The sequence below is a fragment of the Streptococcus parasanguinis genome (genome assembly GCF_001073155.1).
Classification (GTDB): Bacteria; Bacillota; Bacilli; order Lactobacillales; family Streptococcaceae; genus Streptococcus; species Streptococcus parasanguinis_D.
On the sequence record NZ_JVEE01000038.1, the window covers coordinates 22,087 to 44,885 of the forward strand.

At 42.4% G+C, this 22,799-nt stretch carries 19 protein-coding genes and 2 pseudogenes; all 21 read right to left on the reverse strand.

Translation table 11 applies throughout. The annotated features are described in order from the left end of the window. Positions 1 to 185: 185 nt before the first annotated feature. A complete protein-coding gene (locus ADH92_RS06605; protein ID WP_049497867.1) occupies positions 186 to 1,352 on the reverse strand; it encodes an ATP-grasp domain-containing protein in 1,167 nt (388 codons plus the stop codon). A 21-nt stretch (positions 1,353 to 1,373) separates the two neighbouring features. Continuing rightward, positions 1,374 to 2,114, reverse strand: a complete 741-nt coding sequence (locus tag ADH92_RS06610) for an esterase family protein (RefSeq protein WP_049497868.1) — start codon at positions 2,112 to 2,114, stop codon at positions 1,374 to 1,376. 38 nt (positions 2,115 to 2,152) lie between these two features. Next, complete coding sequence (locus ADH92_RS06615) at positions 2,153 to 2,980, reverse strand: alpha/beta hydrolase (RefSeq protein ID WP_049497869.1); 828 nt, start codon at positions 2,978 to 2,980, stop codon at positions 2,153 to 2,155. A gap of 93 nt (positions 2,981 to 3,073) precedes the next feature. After that, the gene (gene trmFO / locus ADH92_RS06620; protein WP_049497870.1) at positions 3,074 to 4,408 is read right to left on the reverse strand and encodes a methylenetetrahydrofolate--tRNA-(uracil(54)-C(5))-methyltransferase (FADH(2)-oxidizing) TrmFO; all 1,335 of its coding nucleotides are present in this window, start codon (positions 4,406 to 4,408) and stop codon (positions 3,074 to 3,076) included. Between the two features lie 169 nt (positions 4,409 to 4,577). Continuing rightward, complete coding sequence (locus ADH92_RS06625; protein ID WP_049497871.1) at positions 4,578 to 5,285, reverse strand: DUF3307 domain-containing protein; 708 nt, start codon at positions 5,283 to 5,285, stop codon at positions 4,578 to 4,580. After that, positions 5,269 to 5,946: a SatD family protein gene (locus ADH92_RS06630; protein ID WP_049497872.1), complete on the reverse strand. Its 678-nt coding sequence runs from the start codon at positions 5,944 to 5,946 to the stop codon at positions 5,269 to 5,271. The genes ADH92_RS06625 and ADH92_RS06630 overlap by 17 nt, the downstream gene beginning before the upstream one ends. 106 nt (positions 5,947 to 6,052) lie before the next feature. Further along, positions 6,053 to 8,134 (reverse strand): type I DNA topoisomerase, encoded by a 2,082-nt coding sequence (topA, locus tag ADH92_RS06635; protein WP_049497873.1) that lies wholly within the window; start codon positions 8,132 to 8,134, stop codon positions 6,053 to 6,055. A gap of 86 nt (positions 8,135 to 8,220) precedes the next feature. Further along, positions 8,221 to 9,069: a DNA-processing protein DprA gene (gene dprA / locus ADH92_RS06640; protein WP_049497874.1), complete on the reverse strand. Its 849-nt coding sequence runs from the start codon at positions 9,067 to 9,069 to the stop codon at positions 8,221 to 8,223. Between the two features lie 60 nt (positions 9,070 to 9,129). Then, complete coding sequence (locus tag ADH92_RS06645; protein ID WP_049497875.1) at positions 9,130 to 10,059, reverse strand: ROK family protein; 930 nt, start codon at positions 10,057 to 10,059, stop codon at positions 9,130 to 9,132. Between the two features lie 3 nt (positions 10,060 to 10,062). After that, positions 10,063 to 10,830, reverse strand: coding sequence for a ribonuclease HII (locus ADH92_RS06650; RefSeq protein WP_049497876.1), 768 nt, complete (start codon positions 10,828 to 10,830; stop codon positions 10,063 to 10,065). Next, positions 10,817 to 11,668 (reverse strand): ribosome biogenesis GTPase YlqF, encoded by an 852-nt coding sequence (gene ylqF, locus ADH92_RS06655; RefSeq protein ID WP_049473186.1) that lies wholly within the window; start codon positions 11,666 to 11,668, stop codon positions 10,817 to 10,819. Before ylqF ends, ADH92_RS06650 begins: the two co-directional genes overlap by 14 nt. Positions 11,669 to 11,781: 113 nt before the next feature. Continuing rightward, a complete protein-coding gene (locus ADH92_RS06660) occupies positions 11,782 to 12,120 on the reverse strand; it encodes an ATP cone domain-containing protein (RefSeq protein WP_003001449.1) in 339 nt (112 codons plus the stop codon). Positions 12,121 to 12,296: 176 nt separating this feature from the next. Further along, positions 12,297 to 13,232, reverse strand: a complete 936-nt coding sequence (gene dapA / locus ADH92_RS06665) for a 4-hydroxy-tetrahydrodipicolinate synthase (RefSeq protein WP_049497877.1) — start codon at positions 13,230 to 13,232, stop codon at positions 12,297 to 12,299. Positions 13,233 to 13,484: 252 nt separating this feature from the next. Continuing rightward, positions 13,485 to 14,561, reverse strand: coding sequence for an aspartate-semialdehyde dehydrogenase (locus ADH92_RS06670; protein ID WP_049473189.1), 1,077 nt, complete (start codon positions 14,559 to 14,561; stop codon positions 13,485 to 13,487). Between the two features lie 269 nt (positions 14,562 to 14,830). Beyond that, positions 14,831 to 15,490, reverse strand: a complete 660-nt coding sequence (locus ADH92_RS06675) for a DNA alkylation repair protein (protein WP_049497878.1) — start codon at positions 15,488 to 15,490, stop codon at positions 14,831 to 14,833. Next, positions 15,480 to 16,010 carry a GNAT family N-acetyltransferase gene (locus ADH92_RS06680; protein WP_049497879.1) on the reverse strand — a complete coding sequence of 177 codons (531 nt, stop codon included), beginning with the start codon at positions 16,008 to 16,010 and terminating at the stop codon, positions 15,480 to 15,482. The genes ADH92_RS06675 and ADH92_RS06680 overlap by 11 nt, the downstream gene beginning before the upstream one ends. A 481-nt stretch (positions 16,011 to 16,491) precedes the next feature. Next, positions 16,492 to 17,952: pseudogene (locus tag ADH92_RS06685) on the reverse strand (glycosyl hydrolase family 28-related protein); the annotation flags it as partial. Positions 17,953 to 18,069: 117 nt separating this feature from the next. Beyond that, positions 18,070 to 18,150: pseudogene (locus ADH92_RS11560) on the reverse strand (YSIRK-type signal peptide-containing protein); the annotation flags it as partial. A gap of 189 nt (positions 18,151 to 18,339) precedes the next feature. Then, positions 18,340 to 20,118: an ABC transporter ATP-binding protein gene (locus tag ADH92_RS06690; RefSeq protein WP_049497880.1), complete on the reverse strand. Its 1,779-nt coding sequence runs from the start codon at positions 20,116 to 20,118 to the stop codon at positions 18,340 to 18,342. Between the two features lie 13 nt (positions 20,119 to 20,131). Beyond that, on the reverse strand, positions 20,132 to 21,868 hold the full coding sequence (locus tag ADH92_RS06695) for an ABC transporter ATP-binding protein (protein ID WP_049497882.1): 1,737 nt from the start codon (positions 21,866 to 21,868) through the stop codon (positions 20,132 to 20,134). A gap of 332 nt (positions 21,869 to 22,200) precedes the next feature. Continuing rightward, positions 22,201 to 22,650: a hypothetical protein gene (locus tag ADH92_RS06700; RefSeq protein ID WP_049497881.1), complete on the reverse strand. Its 450-nt coding sequence runs from the start codon at positions 22,648 to 22,650 to the stop codon at positions 22,201 to 22,203. Positions 22,651 to 22,799 lie beyond the last annotated feature (149 nt).

The following is a 22,799-nucleotide window of genomic DNA, read 5'->3' on the forward strand; positions in this document are numbered from 1 at the left end:
TTATTCTAGCCAAAAATGAAAGCACTGTCAAAAATAATGCTCAAATGATTTCACAAACTTTATTCCTTGGAAGAAGGTTTTATAAGCTTTTTTTAATATAAATTCAATATTTCACAAACTTATTTCTCATAGTTTTGCTATACATATAAAAAAACCGATAGGATCCTATCCTACCGGTCGGCATCTTATGATTGGCGTTGACCAAAGTCGTGAATCATTTGTTCTAACTCTTCACGACTAGGTGTTGTAAGCATATAGAGGTAATCTCCCTGAAGTTCTGCAAAGGCAGCAGGCATGTCTTTCTTCACACGGAATTGATCACTGTATTTATCCAGAACTTCTTCCTCTGAAAGGACATAAGTTGCATTGGCACGACGGGAGGTCGCCAAGCAATAAAGGGGCTCAAACACAGAAGCTGGGAAAGGTTCTCCTACTACGATGGCTGCATAACCACGGTACAAGTCGATAGAGTGAGCATAATTGTAAACATCGATGGTAAAGCCACCTGCTGGGCGATTATTGTACTCGATTGCAATATAGTCATCCCCATCACGGAAGAACTCGATATGGAAGAAACGCTCCTTCATGCCAAAGGCTTTGACAATCGCTTCCCCGTATTGACGCAATTTTGGATCCATCTCTTTGAGGACATAATAAGAGTTATCCATCTTGTAGAGCATCAAATCTAATGGCGTATAGGCATAGTCAAAAGTCGTTGAAAAGACAATATTGCCATCGCGATCAACCAGACCATCAAAGGTACAGATCTCGCTAGAAGTGACGAATTTCTCAAAGAAGTACTCCGTATGTCCATCCCATTCTGCCTTGAAATGATCTACATCTTCTGGTGTTTCAAGTTTAAAGGTCGCTGCTGCTCCTACTCCATTGTCAGGTTTGGCAATCAATGGTAACCCAATCTTCTTCACGGCCTTATCAATGTCTTTTTCTGTTTTAACCACGGCACCAGGAACGACAGGAACTCCTGCTTTCTTGAAGAGTTTCTTCATTTCTGATTTAAACTTGGTTTTCTTCAGATCTTTTGGCTTAGCTCCGAAGACATTGAATTGCTCCCGAAGCGCCGCATCTAATTCCAACCAGTACTCGTTATGGGACTCGATGCGATCGATTGGCCCGTGTTTGTAGAAGAGGAAGGCTACTGCACGCTTCACTTCATCTAAGTCTTCCATATTTTCTACACGGAAATACTCTGTCAAACTATTGCGCAAAGGCTCATCTAACTGTTCGTACGGCTCTTGACCAATACCCAAGACAGTGATTCCCTTGTTAGCTAGTTCAATGGTGAATTGTTGGAAATTTTGTGGATAATAAGGTGAAATAACAAGATAATTCATAGAGGTCTCCTCCCTTTTGACTTATAGATACATTTGTCCTAGGAAATAGGGCATTTGCTTGCGCCACCATTCCCAATCATGGGCTACGTCGTGGCCCCATTCAGCAAACCAAGCAGGAATATTTTTCTGGTCAAAGGCTTCTTTTAGTTTGTAGAAAGATGGAAGTCCGTCTTGCTCCCAAGCCCCTAAACCAGTACAAACAACGATTTCAGCCTGACGGTAACGATCGATAAACCAACCATCATTTTGGTTCCAGATATAATCAGATGGAGAGTTTTGGTAAATGGCTTCATCGCCTCCAAACTCACCAACAAAGAAACGAGCGTCATAGACACCACTCAAGGCAATCACTTTGTTGAAGACGTCTGGATGTTGCAAGAAGAAATTGAGCGCGTGGTAAGCTCCCATAGAACAGCCAGTTGTCATCATTGGGTCAAACCAGCCTGTTTTGTGTTTGATAAAAGGAATGGCTTCTTCAATCACATATCGTTCATAAGCGCGATGCATTTCAGCTCGATCGTGTGGGTTTTTCCAATCACAAAGCCAGCTTTCACTATCGACACTTGAAAGGGTGAAGAATTGAACCCGTCCTTCTTCGATGAACTGAGCACAGGCATCAATCATACCAAAGTCATAGTATTCGTTATGGCTTCCACCTGATGAAGCGAAGACCACTACAGGAATCCCTGCATGTCCATAACGGTTTAGATACATTTCGCGGTTAAGTTGGCCACTCCAGTGGCTTAGATGTTCAATATTCATAGGTTCCCTCTTTCTTTATGATAAAAATTTAAAAGCTTCTAGTCCCACTTCTCTGCTAAAAAACGAAGACATTCCGGTAAATGCTCTGCCCAGGCTTCTTCATGGTGGATAGCCCCAGATTGAATCCGAATGGCGATATTTTCTAAAGCTACTCCTTGTTGAATGACATCATGATAGTAACGAAGAGATGAGTCAATATAGGCTTGCTTGATATTCCCTGCCATCAGGGTTTTATCTGTATCATCAGCCTCTTCAGTCCCCACATAGATGTATATGCGTTGATCTGCATATAATTTTTTACGCTCGATATAATGATTGAAGGCATCTTGGTGCAGCCAGTTAGCGGATGAAAAGACCCCTAAACAACCGATTTGATCTTGGTACTCTAATCCCAAGAATTGGGTAATATTTCCACCCAAGGAAGAACCAATCATGGCTGTATGTTCTCTGTCAGCAAGCGTTCGGTATTCTTGGTCAATGAAAGGTTTGACTACTTCCATAACGAACTCTCCGTACTCAACGCCCTTGCCACCAAATTGCATTCCGGGAATATTAGATTCCTTGTATTTCCAGGCAGAGTATTCATTCATGCGTTGGAAACCATCATTATCGATAGCAACGACAATCATGCGGCTAATATCAGGATTCCGCTTAATGGCTGGAATCACCTTCCAGGAATGACCTGCAAAAGCTTCCTTGCTATAGAGAACATTCTGGCCATCATGAAAATAGACAACAGGATAGCGTCGATCAGTATCTGTTTCATAATTCTTAGGTAATAAGACTCTCACACGACGGATTTTTCCGGTATAAGGCACTTTCAATTCGTGTGTCTTCATATCTAAATAAAAATAGGATTTGTTCATTGTCAGAAAACTCTCTATATTCTAAATTTTATTCATTATACCATTTTTAGAAGAAAAAGTCTGGATTTTCTCCAAACTTTTTCCTTTCTTGGGTTATTTTTCCATAAACTGAGCCAAATCTTGCAAGGAACGTTCGGCAATTTTCTCATAACGTTCCTTTTTATCCCGAATGCGTGGACCTTCTAGCTCCTTGATAATCCCAAAGTTAACATTCATCGGTTGGAAATGTTTGCTGTCGGCATGAGTGATATAGTGGGCCAAGCTTCCGATAGCAGTTGTTTCAGGGAAAATAGCTGCTTCTTCTCCTTTAAAGAGGCGAGCTGCATTGATCCCAGCAACTAAGCCAGAAGCTGCAGATTCAACATAGCCCTCCACTCCTGTCATTTGACCTGCAAAGAAGAGGTTTGGTTGTTTCTTAGAACGGTAGGTTTGCTCGAGGAGGTTTGGCGAGTCCATGTAAGAGTTGCGGTGCATGACGCCGTAACGAACAAACTCCGCATTTTCTAAACCGGGGATCATTTGGAAGACCCGCTTTTGCTCACCCCATTTAAGGTGAGTTTGGAAGCCAACGATATTGTAGAGGCTAGCTGCCGCATTGTCTTGGCGAAGCTGAACGACTGCGTATGGCGTCTTAAATTCCCCATCACGAGGTCCTTTGTAATCATCCGGATACTCGAGTCCAACTGGCTTCATAGGACCATAGAGCATGGTTTTAATGCCTCGTTTAGCCATGACTTCAATTGGCATACAACCTTCGAAGTACTTTTCTTTTTCAAAAGAGTTAAGCGGGGCTTCTTCCGCGTTGACCAAAGCCTCATGGAAATCCATAAACTCTTGTTTGGTCATGGGGCAGTTGAGATAGGCTGCCTCGCCTTTGTCATAGCGAGACTTGAGATAAACCTTGTTCATATCGACTGTATTAACATCGATGATTGGTGCCGCTGCATCATAGAAATAGAAGCCATCTCCACCATTGAGCGCGTGGATTTTATCAGCTAAAGCATCGCTAGTTAGGGGTCCTGTTGCGACCACTGTGATAGCATCCGTCGGCAATTCAGTGATTTCATCGCGAATTACTTCAATCAGTGGGTGTTGGGACACCTTCTCGGTCACCCGACTAGCAAAGCCTTCTCGGTCCACTGCCAGCGCTCCACCAGCTGGTACCCGAGTCGCTTCTGCTGCTTCAAGAATGACCGAACCTAAGCGACGCATTTCTTCTTTGAGGAGCCCGACAGCATTGGTCAACGAATCCCCACGAAGAGAGTTGGAACAGACTAACTCAGCAAAATTGTCTGTTTTGTGTTGCGGAGTGGATTTGACTCCCCGCATTTCATAAAGCTTCACCGGGATTCCCTGTTGGGCAATCTGGAAAGCCGCTTCCGAGCCAGCAAGGCCCGCACCGATAACATTGATATAAGATTGAGACATGACACTAATACCTCTTTGGGTGAAAACTAAATCCAGATTAAAACAAGCCTCTGGACTGTTAGACACCCACAAATCTTTCTAAATTGATACTCGGTCTATTATACCAAAAAGCCAGGTAAAAAGACAGGGAGGCTTTTCCTTCCTGTCTAGACTTTAACTATTTATTTTCTTATAAACACAACCAAGCTGCTAAGAGGGCAGAGAGGATACTGAATAAGGATCCAATCAAGTAATACTCCGCAAAGGCTGGATTTTCCGAAATTTTATTGTAGCGGGCGATAGATTTGGCCGTAAAGACTAGCCCGATCGAAGCAAATTGCCCATAGACGAGACAGGCACCAATCACCAAACGCTCTAAAAAACCAATCATGGAACCAGCCCCAGTGATCGTATCCATTTTCTTCTTGCTGGTAGGTTGATACTTGGCAAACAGAATTTTAAAGGCGATATTGCTTGGTTTCCCAACTAGGAGGACATAAAAGATCAGATTTAAAGTGTCAAAGGGTAGAAGATAGGTCGTGCCATTCTTCGCTCCTAAAAGGACTAGACAGCTAATGATGGCGATATGCAAGACTTGATCCAAGGCAAAAGTCCATGCTTTTGGTAATTTCAATTGCTTCTGCACGATCGGTTTTAAGAAATCTATTCCAGCATGAGTTAGTAAAATGACCAAGCAAATCCACCATAGATCCATATGACAGAGGGAAACGACAAACAGAGGAAGAGCTACATACAGAATATGAAGGCCGAGAACCTTCTTCTCCTGATCCTTACGATCCGCCATCTTTTGGCTTTGAAAATAATAATCTGATAGTAAATGACAAATCAACAAGAGAATCAAGTATGGATTCACTACGATACTAGACAATCCGCTCATCTTTCTCTCCTTTCACTGTGCTTTGTATACTAGCCAGGGCAGCTGCTCTCCCCCGTAAATAAACACGGATACTACTACTCTTTAACCGTTTAGAGAGGGCACTTGGGTTGATAGCTAGTGATTGAGCCAAATCCTGCTGACTAAAGGACTCGCTATATACGGATCTCTTTAGAAGATTGAGCAAGATCTCTTCCTGACTATCCCGCCAACCTGAACGAATGGCTTCTCCAGAAGCGATGAGGGCGTTCACAAAAAAGTCTTGGTTTTCCTTCCCGCTTGAAAAATAAATCTGTGTACTGCCATAGTCATTTTTCTGATGAACAAAATTGATGGCTGCGCGTGCATTCCAATAAGCTGGACCATCTGCTCCAACACTTTGCAAGGGATCAATAGCTGTTACAATCTCCCCGAGGCCAATCCCAAAACGAAGTTGAGTAGGGGTCAGTTCTGAACGCAGGGTATCAATGATTTGAAAAATAGGAGCATCCACTTTTAAAAGTGCCTGAAACTCATCCCCCAAGGTCAAAGTAAAACGGGATGCCAGGTAATCTCCAAATAATTCGTTCATCTTTTGAAGCGTTTTTCCTACCTGTTTTTGCAGGTCAAGACGTTCTTGAACCATTTTGGAATCAATGACATCTGCAATCAAAGCAAGATACATAAGCCCACCTCCTTATGTCTATTATAACGAAAAAAAGCAAAAATGTCTATTATAACAGACATTTTAAAAAATTGTCGTTATAATAGACATCTAATCATTTAAAAGATTATTTCACTTTTTCTTCTTCGTAGTCCCCATTGCTACATACGACTTGTTTGCCACCGCCACGGACTTTCTTCTCAACTAAGTAATGACCACATTTTGGACAGTCACGGCCAATTGGCTTGTCCCAAGAAGTAAATTCACAGTCTGGGTAGCGATTACAGCCATAGAAAATACGATTTCGTTTGGTTTTACGCTCAATGATTTGTCCCTGGTGACAGTTTGGACACTCCACCCCGATTTCTTTGACAATGGCTTGAGTATGACGACAATCTGGGAAATTACTACAAGCATAGAACTTACCAAAACGTCCTAATTTAATCACCATCGGGCTGCCACAGACTTCACAATCAAAACCAGCTGGTTCGTCTTTGATTTGGATTTTTTCCATCTCTTCTTCAGCCTTGGCGACTTCTTTAGAGAATGGTTTGTAGAAGGCATCAATGACTTTTTGCCACTCTTCTTTTCCGAGTTCGACATCATCGAGTTTCCCTTCCATCTCCGCTGTGAAGGTCACATTAACGATATCTGGGAAAAATTCAACAATCAGTTTATTAACGATCTCCCCTAATTCCGTTGGTTCAAAGCGTTTGGCTACCAGCTTCACATAATAGCGTTTTTGAATGGTCTCAATCGTCGGAGCATAGGTTGAAGGACGACCTACTCCATTTTCCTCCAGCGTCTTAATCAAGGTCGCTTCAGAATAACGAGCCGGTGGTTGGGTAAAGTGTTGCTCAGGCTTGCTATTGACCTGCTTGACGATATCACCTTCTACCATATCCGGCAACATCTTGTTCTTATCTGAATCATTATAAATCGCCAAATAACCATCAAACTTCACCTGGCTCCCATTTGCCGTATACTGAACCCCATTTTGACCTAAACGGACATTCATAGTATCAAAGACAGCTGCCGTCATCTGGCTAGCGACAAAACGGTTCCAAATCAGGGTGTAGAGTTTCAATTGGTCTTTGTCCAAGTATTTAGCAATGCTCTCAGGAGTATTGAAAACGCTAGACGGACGAATCGCTTCATGGGCATCTTGGGCACCAGAAGCATTCTTCACACGGCTTCCATGCTTAGAATATTTCTCACCGAAGCGATCCACGATAAAGTTAGCTGCCTCATTTTGTGCAACCGGACTGATCCGTGTGGAGTCGGTACGCATATAGGTAATCAAACCTTGAACACCAGAGCCAATATTGATTCCTTCGTACAATTGCTGAGCGACCATCATGGTCTTGCGTGTACGAAAGTTGATCTTATTAGCTGCATCCATCTGCATAGAAGAGGTGGTGTAAGGAAGTGGTGCATTCCGACGACGTTCTTTCTTTTCAACTTTTTCAACGGTAAAATCTTTGCCATCTAAGCGTTCAAGAACTGCTTTCACCTCTTCATTGGTGTTGAGCTTCATCTTCTTGCCATCAATCCCATAGAAGCTAGCTTGGAATTGTTTGGTCCCTTTTTTGAAGACACCATCAATGGTCCAGTATTCTTCCGGCTTGAAATCATTGATTTCATTTTCGCGATCAATGATTAATTTGAGGGCAACAGATTGCACGCGCCCTGCAGAAAGTCCTTTTTTGACCTTTTTCCAAAGAATTGGGGAGATCGAATACCCTACAATCCGGTCCAAGACCCGACGTGCTTGTTGGGCATCGACCAAGTCCGTATCGATTTGACGCGGTTCTTTAAAGGCATTTTTGACCGCATCCTTAGTGATTTCGTTAAAGACCACACGGTTCTTTTCTTTGGCATCCAAGTTCAAAATATGAGCCAAATGCCAAGAAATAGCTTCTCCTTCTCGGTCCGGGTCACTTGCGAGAAAGACTTGTTTGGCTTTTTTAGCTTCTTTTTTCAAATCATTGATCAAGGGACCTTTTCCGCGAATATTGATATACTCCGGTTCATAGTTATTGTCGAAGTCAATCGACATGGTTGATTTTTTCAGGTCCCGAATATGGCCAACACTAGCCATGACTTTGTAGTTACGACCAAGGTATTTTTCGATTGTTTTCGCCTTGGCAGGAGACTCCACAATCACCAAATTTTTCTTGGTTGTACTGCTTTTCTTTTTTGTTACCACGTTTTATCCCTCTGTATTGTATAAATCTCATTGAGTTTAATACATTTTAAGAAAGATGTCAACTAGGAACTTCTCCTATAGGAAAATCACAATTCGTATTTAAATTCATCAAGAATGTCCTGGCCTGATGTGACAAGCTTTGCACCTTCTTGAATCAAGTGATGGCAGCCTGCAGATTTTCCATCTAAAATATCTCCTGGAATAGCAAAAACATCTCGTCCTTCCTCCATGGCACGCTCACAAGTAATTAAACTTCCTGAACGAAGTCGTGCCTCTGCCACAATCACAGCCTGACAGATTCCTGCAATGATGCGATTTCTCTCAGGAAAATGAAACTTCAAAGGAGCCTGTCCTGGTCCATACTCGCTCAAGACAAGATGATACTCGCCCATGTGCATCTGTAGTCTTTGGTTACTCTTGGGATAAAAAACATCCAGCCCCGTTCCTATCACTCCGATGGTCTTACCACCATTTCGGATACTGGCATAATGTGCAGTCGCATCAATCCCTTTTGCAAGTCCACTGACGATGACCAGTTCATTCCCAAGTTCCTTAATAATTTTCTCTACAGATCGTACCCCCTCTCGCGTTGTCTCTCGAGCTCCTACGACTGCAATCTTCGGTTTGGTTAACAGCTCCAAATCTCCTTGGTAAAAAAGGAGTGCAGGAGGATTGTAGATCTGTAGCAATTCCTCAGGGTATTCAGGATCAAAAATGGATAAAGATGGGAATCGTTCAAAGTCTTTGTGTAATTGGTCGTCATCTAGTTGCCGGTATTTGTCTACAAAATGAATTATACTGCGACAGCCAGCTATCCTTGCTATCTCTTCTAAGCTTGGCAAGATTTGATCTTTCTTACAGTAATCTAAGACTCTCAAGACTTGCTCATTTGATAAACCGGCTGCTTTTAATTTAAAGATTTCAAATTTCTCCATGGTCACCTTCTACTTCCTCTCACTTATTTATTCGAAAAAGAAAAGAAAAAAGCTCTATTTCTAGAACTTTTTTTGATTTGGTGATGAATAAAAGTAGGCTGCAGCGCCAATTAGGTTGCTCTCATTATGAAAGCGAGCCGCTTGAATGGGCAAAGCCTCAAATTGTTCGTGCCCTCTTTGAGAGAGCAGGTCATTGTATTGGTGATTGATTTCATAGATCAGTAGCGGTTGGCTACTAACGCCCCCTCCAATGGTCACCTTCTCAAGTCGCAACAAAGATTGAAGATTAAAAATCAGAATAGCAATATCATGACAATACTCCTGAAACAAGGTTGTCAGTTCCTCGTTACCCCCTTGGTCAAGAGCCTTGAATACAGCTATACCATCTGCCTTTTCTAGGTTCAAGATGTGACTAGCCTTCTCAACAAATTGAACAGCTGAACCGGTGTTTTCCAAAAGATTGGAAATGCCTTGCAAAAAGAGTTCTCGATGAAAACGACGATTTTCGGGCGTTCTTTCTGTCTTATTAATAGACCGAATGTATTCTGTCAGTTGCCATCCACTCAATAAATCACCGTTAGAAATAAGAGCAAGGCCAACTCCTGTCCCTAAGACCAAGGTCGCCCCGCACGGACAATCTTTTAGATTGCCAAGCCTTGCTTCTGCTAGACCTGCGGCTACTCCATCATTGAGAACAGTGACTGGTACTTGAAATATTTGTTGCAATCTACTAGCCAGAGGAATGTTGCGCAAATAAGGGATGAGACCGCCTCGAAAGACAAAGCCAAGTGTCTTTTGGATCTCACCAGGACAAGAAATGGCGATTCCGTCTATTTGTTCCCGAACAGGTGTAACGATTTCTTCTAATCCTTGCCAAAACTCCTCAATCGTAGGTGGCGTCGGGATCTTGTCTGTATGAACCAAGTGATAGTTCAGATCCATCAGACCGTACTTAATAAAGGTTCCCCCAATATCGATGGTAAATAGCATAGCCTAATCCTCACACATTGATTTGACAGGTTCAAATGAACGCCGGTGGATAGGAGTCACTCCCAGCTTGTGCAGACCAGCAAGGTGATTAGCCGTCCCATAGCCAGCGTTCTGCGCAAAATCATACCCCGGATATTCTAGATCAAACTCTTCCATCATCTGATCCCGAGTCACCTTGGCTACGATGGATGCTGCAGCAATGGATAAGGAATTAGCATCTCCTTTGATGATACTAGTTTGGGGAATAGGAAAATCTAACTTCATAGCATCAATCAAAAGATGCTGGGGTTGAGGCTCTAGCTGACCAATGGCTTCCATCATGGCTAGCTTCGTAGCTTCATAGATATTAACCTGGTCTATCACTTGATTATCCTTGATGCCGATTCCGATCGCAACGGCGTTTTGGAGCACAGCTTCATAGATTTCCTTATGTTTGGATTTCGGAATCTTTTTACTATCGTTGAGGCCAGAAATCTTGCAACCTTTCGGCAAGATCACGGCAGCTGCAACAACTGGTCCCGCTAATGGGCCACGTCCCACTTCGTCTACTCCTGCAATGAGCTCAATCTCACGCGCATAGCATTCTTTTTCATAGGCCAGCATTCCTTCTAAGCGCTCATCTTCATCTAAACGTTTTTGGATTTCTTTTTTTCGCTTTGCGATCGCTTGGATCACACCAGATCGGCTATCCTGTTCCAATTCAGTCAATAAAGGATCGTCTAACCGCTGAATGCTTGCTAATCGTTCTTTAATTCCCTTAATGGTTGCCATCAATTTCCCCTACTCGATCCAGCGTATACCGTCCCAATTTTCCATCGCGAACATCTTTGACAAAGAGTTGGTAAAAACGGTCGTAATCTTCACGAAATCCTAATTTCTGGGTCATCTCCATAATGATTTCAGGAGCTTCTTGTTCCAGATCCATTTGTTTAAAACGTTCCTGCAAAACTGCTGGGTAGTGCTCTTTAAAATAGTTAAGGCCAAAGATGGTCACTTCATCCATTGGAAGCAACTGGTCCTTGATGGCGCCTGTTAAGGCGAGTTTTAAGGCCACTTCTTCATCTTCAAACTTGGGCCAGAGAATCCCTGGAGTATCCAAGATTTCAAGATCCTTATTCGTTTTCAACCATTGTTGCCCCTTAGTCACGCCTGGTTTATTCCCAACAACAGCAATCTTTTTCCCCGCTAAGCGGTTCATCAGAGTTGATTTCCCAGCATTAGGAATCCCGATGATCATGGTCCGAAGGGTTTCAATCTGAATCCCTCGTTCCTTTTGACGGGCAATTTTATCGGCCATCAAACTCTTAGCAGCATCTGTGACCTTCTTAACCGTAGATTGCTCTTTGGAGTTAATGGCTAGGGTTTTGATCCCTTGTGATTCGAAATAGTCCTGCCATTCTTTTGTCGCCACAGGATCGGCCAAGTCTACCTTGTTTAAAATCATTAATTTAGGCTTATCACCAACAATTTTTGTTAACATAGGATTTTGGCTTGATAGTGGCAAACGAGCATCTACCAAAACCGTCACAAAATCCACAAATTTTAAATTTTCTTGTACTTGTCTTCTAGCTTTGGACATGTGTCCAGGAAACCATTGAATAGTTGCCATAATCTCACTTCCTTTCCAGTTCAATCTCTTCTATTATACCATGTTTTCTTGAATTCTCAGTGATTAATAAAAATACTAAAAAGAAGCCACCGAAGTAACTTCTATTTTATATTCTAGCGAATTTGTTCAAAATGCAAATGGACGGCGATGTGGTCTCCGTAGCCACTACGCTCTAAATCACGTTGCAAGCGATAAGAAATGTAGTGTTCTGCAATGGTAATATAACCTGCTCCCAGCAAGCGTTGTTCCACTAATGATTGGATCATACTGATGGTTGCACGTTCTACTTGGGCTTCATCCAAATCCATGGCAACTTTCTTCGTTACTTGAGCTAGGTTTTGTCGCAAATCATCTGTCAAAACATAGACAACTTGCGCAGCTTTCAAAATAGCTTGGTAAATTTTATCTGGGTTGAATTCAACCACTTCTCCACTACGTTTAATGACTTCCATCGGAGTCTCCTTTATTTTAAATTTTCATGAATACTCCATTTCCTTTATAAAGAAATGAAGACCTACTACTTTATTATATAATTTTTTTACAAAGAATCAAAGGTCTTTCAAAAAATAGATTCATTGATTGGGAAGTTAAGTTATTTTTATTCAAACACATTTTCTACAATAAAATATTAGTAATCTGGTCTTAAAACTCCCGTAATGATTTCTTTGGTCGCGTGGTAATCCCCATCCACTACAACCTTGATAATGCGCTTCGCTTCTTCTGCAGGTGCTGGCACCAATGGCAAACGAGTTGGTCCTGCTTCAAAGCCCATATAGTTTAAGACAGCTTTGACAGGAGCTGGACTCGGATAAGAGAAGAGAGCATTGACTTTAGGGATAAATTGACGTTGGATAGCCGCAGCCTTTTTAATATCGTTGTGTTCAATAGCTTGGAACATCTCATGCATTTCATCTCCATTTGTATGAGAAGCCACTGAGATCACTCCATCTGCACCAAGATTCATCGCATGGAAAGCATCTCCATCTTCCCCTGTATAGACGAGAAATTCTTCTGGCTTGTGTTCAATCAAATAGGCCATATTAGCAAGAGTTGTACACTCTTTGACCCCAATGATATTTGGGTGTTCTGCCAAACGAAGCATGGTTTCAGGTGTCATTTCTACTACCACGCGTCCAGGAATATTGTAGATAATAATCGGAAGATTAGATGCATCCGCAATCGCTTTAAAGTGTTGATACATTCCTTCTTGGGATGGTTTGTTGTAGTAAGGGACGATAGCCAATCCTGCTGCAAAGCCACCAAAAGCATCCACTTCTTTAACGAACTCAATCGAGTCGCGTGTTTCATTGGTTCCGACACCAGCGATCAAAGGAACTCGACCATTGACAATCTTTTGAACGGCCGCAAAGAGTTGCAATTCCTCATCGTGGGTCAGAGTTGGACTTTCTGCAGTCGTTCCAGCTAAGAGAATCCCATCTGTATGATGTGCCAAGAGGTGCTCGATCAAGGCAGGAAGAGCATCAAAATTAATGGTTCCATCTTCATGGAAGGGGGTAATAAATGCAGTGATGATTTTACAATCTTTTAAATCTTGATAAGACATAGAAAAACCTTTCTCTATATAAGAAAGAGGCTGGGGCTTGCTTGCCTTTGCCTCATGATCTGTTCATAAAACAAGTTGATTCGTTAGAAAGCTGAGGAAGAAATCAAACTCTTCGAGTTACTGATTTCTGTTTCGTGACGCAGTGGTTGATTGGAACTACTCATGTTTGCAACATTCGTACTTCCTAATCAACTGTGCGGGGGAAAAACTACGAAATCAAACTCTTCGAGTTACTGATTTCTGTTTTTCTCCCTATTTCAACTCAAATTTCAATTCAGCTGTTGGACGTACGAGTCCACGTTCGTGAAGAGTTTCTGCGATTTGGACTGAGTTCCAAGCAGCTCCTTTAAGGAGGTTATCTGAAACCACCCACATGTGGATTCCTTTTTCAGCATCCAAGTCTTTACGAATCCGTCCAACGAAAGTATCGCGTGAACCGACCGCATTAACGGCTTGTGGGTAGATTTGGTGAGCAACATCGTCTTCAAGGACTGCACCTGGGAATTCTGCAATAGCAGCTTTCACTTCGTCAATTGGTGCCACTTCTTTTGTTTCAATGTAGACTGACTCTGAGTGAGCTGACAAGACTGGAATCCGCACACATGTTGCTGAAACGGCAATGCTATCATCTTCCATGATTTTCTTGGTTTCGTTTGTCATCTTCATTTCTTCGTAAGTATAGTCGTTTTCTGTGAAGACATCGATTTGTGGAAGAGCGTTAAAGGCAATTGGGTAGTGTTTCTTATCACCACCACATGGCAAGATTTCAGCTTTGACATCGCGTGGGTTAACGCCGTCATTCAAGACTTCTTTCAACTCACGTTGGGTTTCAAGAATAGCTCCCATACCAGCACCTGAAACAGCTTGGTAAGTAGACACGATGATACGGTCCAAGCCCCATTTTTGACGAACGGGCTCAAGCGCTACCATCATTTGAATGGTTGAACAGTTTGGACAAGAGATGATTCCGTTGTGAGCATCAAGCGCATGTGCATTCACTTCAGGAACAACCAATGGGACATCCGGATTTTGACGGAAATAAGAAGTGTTATCAACCACTACTGCGCCTGCTTTCACCGCATAAGGTGCATATTTGGCAGATGTTGAACCACCAGCTGAGAAGAGAGCAATATCAACCCCTTCGAAAGCATCTTCAGTCGTTTCCTCAATGGTCACGTCTTGCCCTTTAAATTGCAAGACTTTTCCTGCAGAACGTGCTGACGCAAGGTAGCGAATTTTATCGATTGGAAGAGTAGATTCTTCCAACATTTTGATCATTTGAGCACCAACGGCACCTGTAGCACCGACAACAGCAACTGTGTATCCCATAGTAAATCCTCTTTCAAAATTTTCTAAAAATTGAGTATTTGTACTATTATACAATTTTTTGACATAAATGAAAAGTCCTGAAGGCACAAAAAATCCTGATCCGAAGATCAGGATTCGAGGCACCTTTCGGTGAGAACAGCCGGTTCACACAACTGTTCAAGGTCCGCTCCTGCGTTACAATTGAATGTAGACCTCCTCAGCGCAAAAGGCTCCTAAGAGCCAATCGACTCATCGCATAAATCTAGTTTACCATGAACATCCACAAACTGTCAAGAAGGTAGGTACTTGCTTCCTTCTCGAATGCTTAAAGGAGATAACTGTTCTCGATAGCGGTCGATAAAGGCCTCTACCCAATCTGGATTAACCTTGGAATAATTGCGTAAACTCCAGCCGATTGCCTTATTTATAAAGAACTCGCTTTGACCTAGATTATTGAGGATCACTTTTTCTAACAAATCCGTATCTGTTTTTTCTTTCCTCATAAGCTGGTGATCAATGGCAATCCGCCTCAACCAAAAGTCCCGATCCTTACTCCAATCCAGCATAATCTGCTTGGTTTCTGGATAGGTGAAAGTAATCTCTCCGATAATGCGGTCCAACTGATCAATACTATCCCACCATGATTTGGTTTGAGCCAATTTCTTTAGCTTTGGAAAATCTTCGGGCTTCAAGTTCTTTTTCACTCGATCTAAATAATCCATGGCTACATACTGAAACTCCCGATAGGGTTGTGTCCAACAGGCTTCAACAAAGTGCCAATCGACTGTTTTTCCTATGTGGCCTTTAAAAAATCCTTTCTCAATCCTACGTAAGGTAGGCTTTTGAATACCAAGAAATTTGAAATGCCCCTTCATATAAGCTTCCATATCAGGGACCTTTTCAGGAACTGTTGCTGCTTCTAAAATGGGAATCAAGTCTTCAATCTTCATCTTCTTCCTCACATTTCAAGAGTGTTACTGGCCCTTCGATCGTCTTTTGCATCCAGACGATATCATGCCATTTGTTAAACTTATAGCCAATCTTTGGGAAATGAGCGACTTGAACATAGCCCCGCTTTTCATGCATGGAAATGCTGGCCTCGTTCGGAACTGCGATACAGGCCAGAAAGCGTAAGTAGCCTCGTGCTTGCAACTCCTCTTCTAGGGCAGTATAAAGAGCCGATCCAATCCCTTGTCCACGAGCTTCTTTTGCTACATAAATAGACAATTCAGTGGTCCAATCATAGGCAGCGCGTGCATAATAGGTCGAGGCATAGGCATACCCCACCACTTTCCCATCAACTTCTGCGACCAAATAAGGAAATTGAGTCAGCGTTTTTGTGATGCGTCTTTCAAATTCCTGGACAGTCGGAACATCGACCTCAAAGGTAATGGCTGTCTCTGTCACATAAGGTTGGTAAATCGCTCGGATAGCTGCTGCATCGCTAAGCTGAACGGATCGAATCATCATGGTGGCCTCCTAATTAGATTATACCTAGTATACCGATATGCCTTCTCACTGTCAATGAAGGACTAGCAGCAAGCAAAAAATCCTGGAATTATATCCAGGATTTCCATCCTTCTTAAACCGTTTGACGTAACCCCGTCATCCGGTAAAGGAATAAAGCACTCGGAGCTTTCAAAAAGCTCTTTTGCTTGGAATTTGTTGCTTTCAAGACATAGTTAGGTTTGACTGTTTTGGTGACTGTCTTTGCTTGTTTAAGATTCAGACCGGTTTGTTTTTTAGACAGTTGAACTTTCGAAGGTTGAAGGGAAGCTTTCACTGCACCTACTTGAAGTGGTTTTTCTTTCACTTTCAAGACTTGTCCAACTGGTTTTGAAGCGGAGGCAGACACTCCTCCTTCAGTCGCTTGAGTGAGTTGCGCTATTGTCTGATTGTTTCTAACTTCTACACGGTTTAGGATACCTCCATTTGGATTGAGGTGATCGGTCACACCTGTATCAAATGGCGCTATAAATACATTGTCCTCAATGGTGACATTTTTAATATCTCCATAGCGCGTTTCAACATCAATTGATCCACGATGCTTGTTGTAGATATCACTCTTCGTTCCTGTACGCTCCAAGAGATTGTGGTGAACCCGAATTCCTTCTTCATTCAAATCAAAGTTATGGCCCTTAAAGACAGTTGTCAAGCGAATTCCGGAATCCCCGATATTGTCTTTAATCCGATTGTAGGCAATTTCATGACCTTTTCCACCAAAGATTCCAACACCCCCAGCGCGCCAACCGAGTTCAATTGTATTGTACAAGAATTTATTATTTTCTGCTACTGCCGATTCTGTCCCATCCGCAATACTTGACCAGCTGGCTAGTCCATCATCTCCATTTCCACGAATACTAGAATTGCGGACAATCGAATTCTTAGTCCCTTGGGCAAAGTTGACTCCGTCAGCCAGGTTGTTTCGCAAACGAACATTTTCTACTACTAGACCATCTGTGTACTTCATATCGTTTTTGCCAGCATAATCGCCAATCCACATGCCAACTTCAAAATGCTCGGCCCAAATATCGTGAATGTGAGAGTTCTTCCCTGGCGTTCCAGAAATGGCCTTGTACTGAGCTTTTTCACCATAGCGTGAACGAAGGTTGGAGGACAGATAGACATCGCTAAATTCAACATGGTTGTCTTGGTGAAGGAAGTCAAAACCACCGCCCCCAGCTTGGTCGCTAGTGAAATGCAGTTGGGTATGCCAGATACCAGCTCCTGAAATCTTCATATCAGAAGCATCGATACCGACTTTTCGATTGAGATTAAATCGCCCGGCTGGGATATAGACATTCTTTCCGGTTTGTTTAGCTTCATAAATCGCATCATAGAGGGCCTGGCTGTCATCAGTATCATCGTTTGGCGTTGCCCCTTTAGAAATGATATTGACGGCATTATCTCCCTGAGCAATCGGATCTGGAGCCTGCTCAAATTCCACAAAGTCAAGACCGTAATGGACGTCGTCTGCTTTGTTTTTTACGAGTGAAACCACATCTCCTTTTTGAAGCTGAAGTCCTGGAAGGAGACTGTGTACTTCATCAAATTGGAACCGAGCGCGTGTATCAGCCTGTGCACTATCGTGTACACCTTTGTCATTCAAGTACTGCCAGTTTGACGTAGATGAAAGATCCAATTGTTGAACACTGTGACCATTCACCTGAACATCGAGTTGTCCACTGGCTCCATCTGGTACTGTGTAGCGTACGGTTAAGGCATTGGCTGGTTCATTGACCTTAAAGGAGACACCATCTCCCTTTTCTTTTAAAGCGACATAGGTCTGTTCAGAAGCTTCAATAGCTGTTGAGTGAGTGTCTTGAGACTGCTCTACCTCTGCCTTTCCAAGGAGGTTCCCTTTGTCTGCCTCATAACGGGTGTAAGGCATAGATGCTCCATATTGGCTGGTATCTACTTGGGAGCTTGCGGGATCAGAGGTTGTCGCTTCTTGCCCTTGTGTTTGGACTTGTGCCTGCTCTCCAGCTTGATCAGCTGCCACAGATTTTCCAGTCAAAAAACAAGCCCCCATGATCGCAATCACGACAGAAAAGACTCCAAGCTTAGACTTGCGAATGCCAAAAATGATATCTTTGTTTAAATGACTCATCACACATTTCTCCTTTTATTTTTTACAACGATTCTATCCTAATAAAAATTATCATGACAAACAAGGTGAATTGTGTGAAAATTCTGTATCAATTTGTTGCAGAAATGTTAACCTTTTTATGTAGTAATAAAAGTGAGTAAGAAAAAGAGGCTGAGAATGCTTTCTCAAACCTCTTTTGATAACACGAGCTTATTCCGCTTTTTTATTTGAAAATTGGCTATTGTAGAGCTCATAGTAGAATCCTTTATCTGCTAACAAGGATTGGTGATTTCCTTGCTCGATGATTTGCCCATCTTTGAGGACAAGGATTTTATCTGCTTCTTGAATGGTAGACAGGCGGTGAGCAATGACAAAGCTAGTCCGCCCTTTCATCAAATTCTTCATAGCTTTTTGAATCAAGAGCTCTAAACGCGTATCGACAGAAGACGTCGCTTCATCCAAAATCAAGATTTTAGGATTAGCCAGGAGCGCACGCGCAATGGTTAGGAGTTGCTTTTGCCCTAGAGAAATATTGCTAGACTCCTGGTTCATTTCCATATTGTAACCACCAGGAAGCGTCCTGATAAAGTGATCGACATTGGCTGCCTTTGCAGCTTCAACAATTTCTTCATCCGTTGCTTCGAGATTACCAAAGCGAAGGTTTTCTTTGATGGTTCCTTCATATAACCAAGCATCCTGAAGCACCATTCCGAATTGTTTGCGGTAATCTTGGCGAGATAGATGACGAATATCATGACCATCGACTGTAATCGATCCTGCAGTCACATCGTAAAAGCGCATGAGCAAATTAATCAGGGTTGTTTTTCCTGCTCCAGTCGGTCCGACAATGGCCACCATTTCACCTGGTTTGACTTCTAGGTTGAAATCACGAATCAATGGTTTGTCTGCTACATATTGGAAATCTACGTTTTTAAAGCTAACCTGACCTGTCAAATCTCCAGAGAGGGTTTCTGTCACATCTGCTACTTCATCTGGTTCATCCATGACTTGGAAAATCCGGTCTAGAGACGATTTGGCACTTTGTAGCTGTCCTGCCAATTGGGTCAAGTTTTGAATCGGTTGGTTGATCTGCCAAACATATTGAACGAAGGCCTGCATATTCCCGACAGTCAAACGACCTGCTAACACTTGCAAACCACCCATCAAAGCGATAATAAGGTAAGTCAAATCAGAAATTCCATTTAAAATCGGCATCATTAAGCCAGAAATGAAATTAGCCTTGAACCCTACTTTTTGAAGGTGATGGGTAATATCATGAAACTCTTCCTGGGAAGATTTTTCCCGAACGTAGAGCTTAAGGACATTAAAGCCTGTTAAATTTTCTTGCACAAAGCCGTTCATTGCCCCCAAAACATCTGCCTGCTCTTTAAAGTAAGGCTGAGATTTTTTCATGATAAATCGAGCACTGAAATAAGTGATTGGAATGGACAGGATGACCACTAGACCCAGCTGGATATTTAAGTATAAGACCATGCTGATGACAAAAAGCAAGGTAAAGATGGCATTAACGATTTGTAAGAAGGACTGTTGCAAGGCATTCGAGACTGTTTCGACATCGCTAGTAAAACGTCCTAACAAATCACCAAACTGATGCCGGTCAAAATAGGAAACCGGAATGTGATTGATTTTATGAGACAAATCATTTCTCATGTCCTGAACGGTCTTTTGAACAGCATTGGTCATGAAATAGTTGGAATAATAAGATCCCAACTCATAGAGAACCCCACGGAATAGATAGAGCGTCATAATGATCGCGATATAGGAGGTGTTAAGACCAGCCCCTGCAAGGCCTTTTGCCATATCCATGAGATTTTTTGTCAACTCAGTAATCGCAAGCCCCAAAACAAAGGGTTCGACAACACTCATGATGACACTCAGGATTTTCAAGAAAATGGACAAGCAAACTTCCAAGCGATAGGCTCTCAAGTAAGTCCATAGTCTAGAAAAACTGTTTTGTTCTTGTTTCATCTGCTTCTCCTTTCTATTCCTCTGTTAATGATGGACTATCGAGCTGCGAATTAGCAATTTCACGATAGATCTCATTGCTTTCCATCAATTCATCGTGGGTTCCTCGACCGACGATTTCCCCTTGGTCCAAGACAATAATTTGATCCGCATCCATAATGGTTCCCACGCGTTGCGCTACGATCAAGACGGTCGCATCTCCTGTAACTTCTTTGAGACGCTTCCGCAAAGTGGCATCCGTCTTGTAGTCTAAGGCAGAGAAGGAATCATCAAAAATAAAGACATCTGGATCTTTGACAACGGCACGAGCGATGGACAAGCGTTGTTTTTGACCACCTGAAAGGTTGCTACCACCTTCTGCCAAATGCGTATCAAAGCGTTCCTCACGGCTGTCGATAAATTCCTTGGCTTGGGAAATTTCAGCCGCTTGTTCTAGCTCTTGTACAGAGGCATCTTCTTTTCCATAACGAAGGTTCTCAGCAATGGTTCCTGTAAAAAGCAATGCCTTTTGCGGAATAAAACCAATCTTTTGGCGAAGGGCTTTCAGATTGTAGTCACGGACATCCACACCATCCACCAAAATCTTCCCTAGGGTGACATCATAGAATCGAGGAATCAACTGCACAAGTGAAGATTTCCCAGAACCGGTCGAGCCGATAAAGGCAATCGTTTCTCCAGGTTTGGCCTGAAAGGAAATGTTGTGGAGAACCGGACTCTCTGTCTCACCTGGATAAGCAAAGGTGACATTGTCAAATTCCAAATAGCCACGAGATGCTGTTTCTGTTACACCATTCTCATTTGGATCGATCGAAATGTGCATGTCCATGATTTTCTTGAGCCGACGACTAGAAACCGCAGTCCGAGGATACATGGTAAAGAGATTGGCTAAAAAGAGGAAAGATAAGAGAGCGTGGAAGCTATATTCAATAAAGGCAACCAGATCCCCAATTTTCAAACTACCGTCATGAAGAGGATCCAAAGCAAACCAGACAATCGCCACAATCATAGCAATGATGATCTGCACAAATAGGGGTTCTGTCAAACCAGTTAGTTTGAACAATTTATTCGAGTTTTCTGCGTAGACTTCATTTTCAGCCGCAAATTTATCCTCTTGGAATTCTTCGCGGGCAAAGGCACGAATCACACGAAGTCCAGTCAAATTTTCACGTGCAAATTGATTAAGATGGTCGAGTGTCTTTTGTTGCTTCTCGGAAAGTGGACGTGTCTTAACTGCTACATACCAAACGACGACAGCAAGAAATGGTACTGATACCGCTACAATCCACGCTAAAGAAGGACTGGTCGTCAGAATCAAGAGAACACTGGAAACCATCATCAAGGGTGTGATGACCCCCATCTTCAACATAGAATCCGCAAACTGCATCAAAACAAAGGCATCAGAAGTCAAGCGAGTGACCAATGACGATACCCCGATTTGCTCATACTCGTGATGCGAGTACTCCTGTAACTTAGCATAGAGGTCATTGCGCATATCTCGGACCATGGTGGTCGTTAGCTGACCAACCGCGTAAGACAAGATAATCCGCCCCACAATCCCAAGCAAGATAATCGCAAACATGACCCAGCCCCAGAAATAAAGCCGATCCACATCACGTGGGTTAATCCCCTCATCAATCATGCGAGCTAGAATCGTTGGCAAGCCCAAATTGACAATAACAAACAGGACCGCCGAAAATAGATTCAGGGCTAGCCACTTGGGATACTTTTTCAAGTAGGACCAAATATAAAGCATAGATGATTCTCCTTTTCCATAAATAATAACCTTGATCACACAGAAAAGAGGGAGCGAGACGAAATCATTTTCAAAGAAAATCATTCCTGCCCCAGTCCCATCTGTAGTCTCATTCATTATACCAAACCAGTCATAAAAGTAAAGCAAAGAGAGTGGGACAGAAATCGGTAATTCGTTAGAATTCGATTTCGTCGTCCTACCTCCGCAAAGTTGAGTAGGGCTGTAAAAGATGATGAAATCAGCGTAGTAGAGCCCACTCAACCACTGCGTCTTGCTCGACAATCCAAAAACAATTGAGAGGCTAAGACTTTTGTCCCAGCCTCTCAGTCGCTTTATTTTGTACGTTTGAATTTAGCATTTTTAAGAATCATAAGATCCCCTTGGTTGCTATTACTTAACTTAGAAAGATCAAATGTCAAATAGTCACCATCGACCTTGTATGTAATCTTTTCTCCACCACCATCTTTTGACTCGATTGTTTTCTCTTTTTGATTGATTTTGACATCATAAGATCGCTCATTCTTTTGACCAGCGACTTCACCCGCGATGCTGAGGGTTCCTTTTGATTCTTTGATCTTAATAGAAACTTCAAAATTAATAACGTCTCCAATAGACTCTAATTGACTACCTGATAAGCCTTGCTCCTCAAGAATTTTCTTGAGTTCAGTTTTTGATGGTTTGTAGACATAAGTCCCGTTATCACTTTTGCCACCACATGCCACCAATAGGACTGCTGCAAAAACAGCTACTACAGCCAAAAGAATACGTTTTATATTTTTCATAAACAATCTCCTAATGTATTTTATAATCAGATTTTACCACTATTTTAATACCGATTTAAGATGTTTTAAAGAAGAAAAAGAGCAGGTTTTGTATTGACCCCAAAAAGTTAGACAATTAATTTATCAAAGGATTTAGTTCTGTATTGCAC

What these genes read in the sequence shown, in the direction of transcription:
- ADH92_RS06605 (WP_049497867.1), bottom strand. Translation starts at nt 1,352, where the DNA reads ATGAATTATCTTGTTATTTCACCTTATTATCCACAAAATTTCCAACAA.
- ADH92_RS06610 (WP_049497868.1), bottom strand. Translation starts at nt 2,114, where the DNA reads ATGAATATTGAACATCTAAGCCACTGGAGTGGCCAACTTAACCGCGAA.
- ADH92_RS06615 (WP_049497869.1), bottom strand. Translation starts at nt 2,980, where the DNA reads ATGAACAAATCCTATTTTTATTTAGATATGAAGACACACGAATTGAAA.
- trmFO (WP_049497870.1), bottom strand. Translation starts at nt 4,408, where the DNA reads ATGTCTCAATCTTATATCAATGTTATCGGTGCGGGCCTTGCTGGCTCG.
- ADH92_RS06625 (WP_049497871.1), bottom strand. Translation starts at nt 5,285, where the DNA reads ATGAGCGGATTGTCTAGTATCGTAGTGAATCCATACTTGATTCTCTTG.
- ADH92_RS06630 (WP_049497872.1), bottom strand. Translation starts at nt 5,946, where the DNA reads ATGTATCTTGCTTTGATTGCAGATGTCATTGATTCCAAAATGGTTCAA.
- dprA (WP_049497874.1), bottom strand. Translation starts at nt 9,069, where the DNA reads ATGGAGAAATTTGAAATCTTTAAATTAAAAGCAGCCGGTTTATCAAAT.
- ADH92_RS06645 (WP_049497875.1), bottom strand. Translation starts at nt 10,059, where the DNA reads ATGCTATTTACCATCGATATTGGGGGAACCTTTATTAAGTACGGTCTG.
- ADH92_RS06650 (WP_049497876.1), bottom strand. Translation starts at nt 10,830, where the DNA reads ATGGCAACCATTAAGGGAATTAAAGAACGATTAGCAAGCATTCAGCGG.
- ylqF (WP_049473186.1), bottom strand. Translation starts at nt 11,668, where the DNA reads ATGGCAACTATTCAATGGTTTCCTGGACACATGTCCAAAGCTAGAAGA.
- ADH92_RS06660 (WP_003001449.1), bottom strand. Translation starts at nt 12,120, where the DNA reads ATGGAAGTCATTAAACGTAGTGGAGAAGTGGTTGAATTCAACCCAGAT.
- dapA (WP_049497877.1), bottom strand. Translation starts at nt 13,232, where the DNA reads ATGTCTTATCAAGATTTAAAAGATTGTAAAATCATCACTGCATTTATT.
- ADH92_RS06670 (WP_049473189.1), bottom strand. Translation starts at nt 14,561, where the DNA reads ATGGGATACACAGTTGCTGTTGTCGGTGCTACAGGTGCCGTTGGTGCT.
- ADH92_RS06675 (WP_049497878.1), bottom strand. Translation starts at nt 15,490, where the DNA reads ATGAAGATTGAAGACTTGATTCCCATTTTAGAAGCAGCAACAGTTCCT.
- ADH92_RS06680 (WP_049497879.1), bottom strand. Translation starts at nt 16,010, where the DNA reads ATGATGATTCGATCCGTTCAGCTTAGCGATGCAGCAGCTATCCGAGCG.
- ADH92_RS06690 (WP_049497880.1), bottom strand. Translation starts at nt 20,118, where the DNA reads ATGAAACAAGAACAAAACAGTTTTTCTAGACTATGGACTTACTTGAGA.
- ADH92_RS06695 (WP_049497882.1), bottom strand. Translation starts at nt 21,868, where the DNA reads ATGCTTTATATTTGGTCCTACTTGAAAAAGTATCCCAAGTGGCTAGCC.
- ADH92_RS06700 (WP_049497881.1), bottom strand. Translation starts at nt 22,650, where the DNA reads ATGAAAAATATAAAACGTATTCTTTTGGCTGTAGTAGCTGTTTTTGCA.